Source organism: Gammaproteobacteria bacterium (assembly GCA_027296625.1).
Classification (GTDB): Bacteria; Pseudomonadota; Gammaproteobacteria; order JAKEHO01; family JAKEHO01; genus JAKEHO01.
On the sequence record JAPUIX010000019.1, the window covers coordinates 1 to 3655 of the forward strand.

Here is a 3655-nt window from a genome sequence, read left to right on the forward strand (position 1 = left end):
CGTCGGTATCATGTTCTATCCGGGCCGCGGATTCGGCTGGAGTGGGTGAGCCCAAGAGTATCCGATAAGGCCACAAGGCTCAGGATGAGCACGGAGGTGAGTGCGAGGCGCCTCATATGAGGAAAGGAGCAGTTGGACCAACTTTTGCGATTCTAAGCGCCTTCGTCTTGGCGGCCTGCCAAGGCGTCGACGAAATTGGCCCTGGCATACCGGGCATCGAGATCGGCACTGTCGAAGTGGATCAGCCGACGCTTGTCTCGCTCGGCTTCAATCTCCCGATCATTAGTGGTGACGATAACTACAATGCGGTCGCCCTGGTAGAATATCGCGAACAAGGGGTGGCCAGCTGGATCCCGGGTCTTCCATTTCTACGTGTGCGCCCGGAGTTTGCGAATGTCGCGCGGGAGGAGTCCTTTGCCGGCAGCATCTTCGGGCTTAAAGAAAACACGACTTATGAGGTCAGGATCAGCGTTGTCGATGCCGATGGCGGCGACACAGTCCAGACACTTACTGTCGCAACGCGTGGGTTACCTAAGTCGGTCCCTGCGAAACCAAATATCATCAATGTCTCAAATGCTTCGGAGCTAACGAACGCTCTTGCGAGAGCAGCACCTGGAGACGTGATTACGCTTAGGCCCGGGACCTATGTTGGCGACTTCATAGTTGAGAGTGGTGTCAACGGTACTCCAGGGAATCCGATATTCGTCCGGGGTAGTGATCGGGACGCCGTAATCTTAAGGGGTCAGAACGGGCACGGGTTTCAGATCCATGGCAGTTACTTCACCCTTGAGGATGTTACCGTCGAAGCAGGTGAATCAGGCATTGGGATACTTGCCAGGGACAGCGAATGGACAGTCATTCGCCGGACGAGGATCACTGATGTCGACAAGGGTATCTTGCTCACCCACGGTACGAATCGTAATTTTACCATCTATGATAATGTTCTTGAAGGCCGAAACTCGTGGCCGGTCATCGACCGGTCCACATGGGGTGATGAGGGCATCGCCGTTACCGGTGAAGGGCACGCAATATTCCACAATACATTGTCTGGATTCGGTGATGCGCTGGGGCTGAGTCGCTTCAGCGATATTCCAAATCGATCAATCGATTTCTACAGAAACGAAGTTTTATGGACTGGGGACGACGGCATCGAGCTAGACGATGGCGAGCGCAATGTTAGGGCCTTCGAGAACAGAGTCACGAACTCTGCCACGCTGATTAGCATTCAGCACAATTACGACACCGGTGGGCCGATCTTCGCGTTTAGGAATGTCGGGATAAACCAGGCACGAATGCCGTTTAAACTCAATGATTCACCCTCCGGGTTTTACTTGCTCCATAACACCTCGGTAAAAACACTGGGTGCCGATGAGTGGCTCTGGGTGCAGTACAACAACGGCCCCGTCCAGAACTTCCATTTGAAGAACAATCTCCTTGTTAGTCTGGCACCCCGGTCGCGTGGTGTCCGGTTCGAGGCGCCCATAAGTGACGCGGTGTTCGACTACAACGGCTACCATCCTTTCGGTCGCGATCGAACTTATGAGCGCCACGGTGTCTTCCTCAGGCGGGTCCCGTTTGAAAGCACGATCTCACTCGGGCCGGACTATACGAGCTTCGCTTTGCCACAGAACGTCATTTTGAAAACTTCCTCGAAAGCAATTGACGCAGGCGTCAGGATTCTCAACATCAACGACGGATACAGCGGCGATGCGCCGGACCTAGGGGCATATGAGCGCGGCGCCCCAATCCCGAGATATGGCGCTCGCTGGTAGGCGGCAGATTTTGGGCCTATCCGGGCCGCGGATTCGGTTGGAGCAGGTGAGCCCAAGAGTATCCGATAAGGCCACAAGGCCCGAGACGCCCTTCGTGCTACCATCGTTGGCAACCAGGGGAGCCTTCTCGGGCATCTCGGCTTAAACGGGATCTGCGGTAGCTGGGCCCTAGGTTTTCGCTAACCGGATGCCGCCCGCTCTGGCTTCGCTCCGGGCACGGCCGAACGTGTATCCCCGCTTTCTAGCATTTTAAGCCGCCTGCGTGCGGTCATTACCAGAATGAAGCTGGGAAGGGGATCGCGCCAATCAAAGTAGGCCCACGCTTGCACCTTAGGCAGTCGCTTCGCAAGGCTCCAAAGCTCGCGCCCCAGGCTGATGTCACGGCGGTTTTTCCATAAAGAATAAACGTAAGCCTCAAGCCAGATCCAGTTCACTCCTTCCCGGTAATCTCTTGGATACGACTTTTCAATATTGGCGCCCGAGAACACCTGATACAGCGCGGTGGGCATGTCTAATCCTATCGCCGTGGAAAGCCTAGTAGCCCGTACGAACCGACAGTCGGCCTTGATGAATTTCAAGCGTTTATCGACAGAATCCCGTTTCAGCTCCACCGTGACAGCGCCAGTGTAACGGGTATGGCGTACGAAACGAGTGGCTAGTTCGATCGCTTCTGGGTCGTAAACGCTTTCACAATAGGCATTGGCGCCGAGTTCGTATGGGTGCTTGGACCGACCCTTGGCGTATAGCTGTAGCTGTATTCGACGCACACAATAGGCCACTACCGGCTCATGGTTTCTGTCGACCACCATTGAGACGCCGATACAGTTGTCTGCGCCGCCCGTCACCACTTCTTCGATAAGAGGGTACTCACCAGTATCGTTACGGATCTTTTCGCACCTCGCACGCACCGTCGTGGCGTCCGTCCCTGCCGAGGCAACTCGACGCAGGGTCCCGGCATCGGCTGCGCCTATATCCCACATGCGGATCTTCAGAACGTAGGCACGCTCCTCAAAATCAAGATTTGCTAGTACCTGCTCCAGTTCAGTCATGTTAGAGGGTTTGAAATGTTGGGGAGCCTCAATTCCAGCTTCTCGCGCGAGCCGACAGGCTTCCACCTTGTCCATCAGGGGCATCAAGATCTCCCAAGGCGGTACCGTAACGGTAAAGACTTTGGAAAGCGCAGCATGATTCTGGGAAACGAGGGTCAGGTAATATTCATTTGTCGGGACGAGTAGGCCACCGCCCGTCTCACCAATCTTAAGTAGGGTGTTGACCACATAAGTATGGTTTCCGTTTAGCAAGCAGCGATCCCGAATGTACCGTGAACCTCGCCAAAGCGCGGTTGGCGGAGAGTAATGATCAGCTACGTCCACGGGGATTCCCCGCTTGGCGAAAGAGCGGATAACTGCCGCGCTACGAGGATGCTCGGTCCCAAGAACCAGGGCGCGGATCGGCGGTGAAGCAACCTCGCGTGCTATTGCCTTGGGGCTGGCTCGGTTCGGTGCTACCGGTTCCATGATTCTGTATTCTCTCAACGTTCAATAAATCACAGGAGGCAAAGTGAATTGTTAATAAGACCTAACCTTATCATCTCTTAGTGTCTATTCAAGAATGAATAGGTTGAGTGAGCTGAGATTCCCCAGGTGGCTCCCCCAGGTTGCCGACGATGGTAGCACGAAGGGTGTTTCACCACAAATCCGGTGAAGAGCCCCGAAGTCCGGTTTTGGCTATAAACGGACCTTCTGAGCTTGCCGTGAGAATGTCCGCTCTCGGGCGGAAAGCAGACCTTCGATTTCAACGCCCGCTTTTCCGCCGATTACGTCCGCTTCAGCCCTAAGAGCGGACGTATCGACACAGTGACCGTGGAGTCTGCTCGTGACCCA

At 55.0% G+C, this 3655-nt stretch carries 2 protein-coding genes; one reads left to right on the plus strand and one right to left on the minus strand.

Annotation, left to right across the window (positions count from 1 at the left end; all coding sequences use genetic code 11):
• Positions 1–116: 116 nt before the first annotated feature.
• A complete protein-coding gene (locus tag O6944_00880) occupies positions 117–1772 on the plus strand; it encodes a right-handed parallel beta-helix repeat-containing protein (protein MCZ6717707.1) in 1656 nt (551 codons plus the stop codon).
• Positions 1773–1951: 179 nt separating this feature from the next.
• Here the strand turns inward: O6944_00880 and O6944_00885 are convergent, their stop codons facing one another.
• Entirely contained in the window at positions 1952–3289 is a 1338-nt protein-coding gene (locus tag O6944_00885) for a hypothetical protein (GenBank protein MCZ6717708.1), read from the minus strand.
• Positions 3290–3655: the final 366 nt, after the last annotated feature.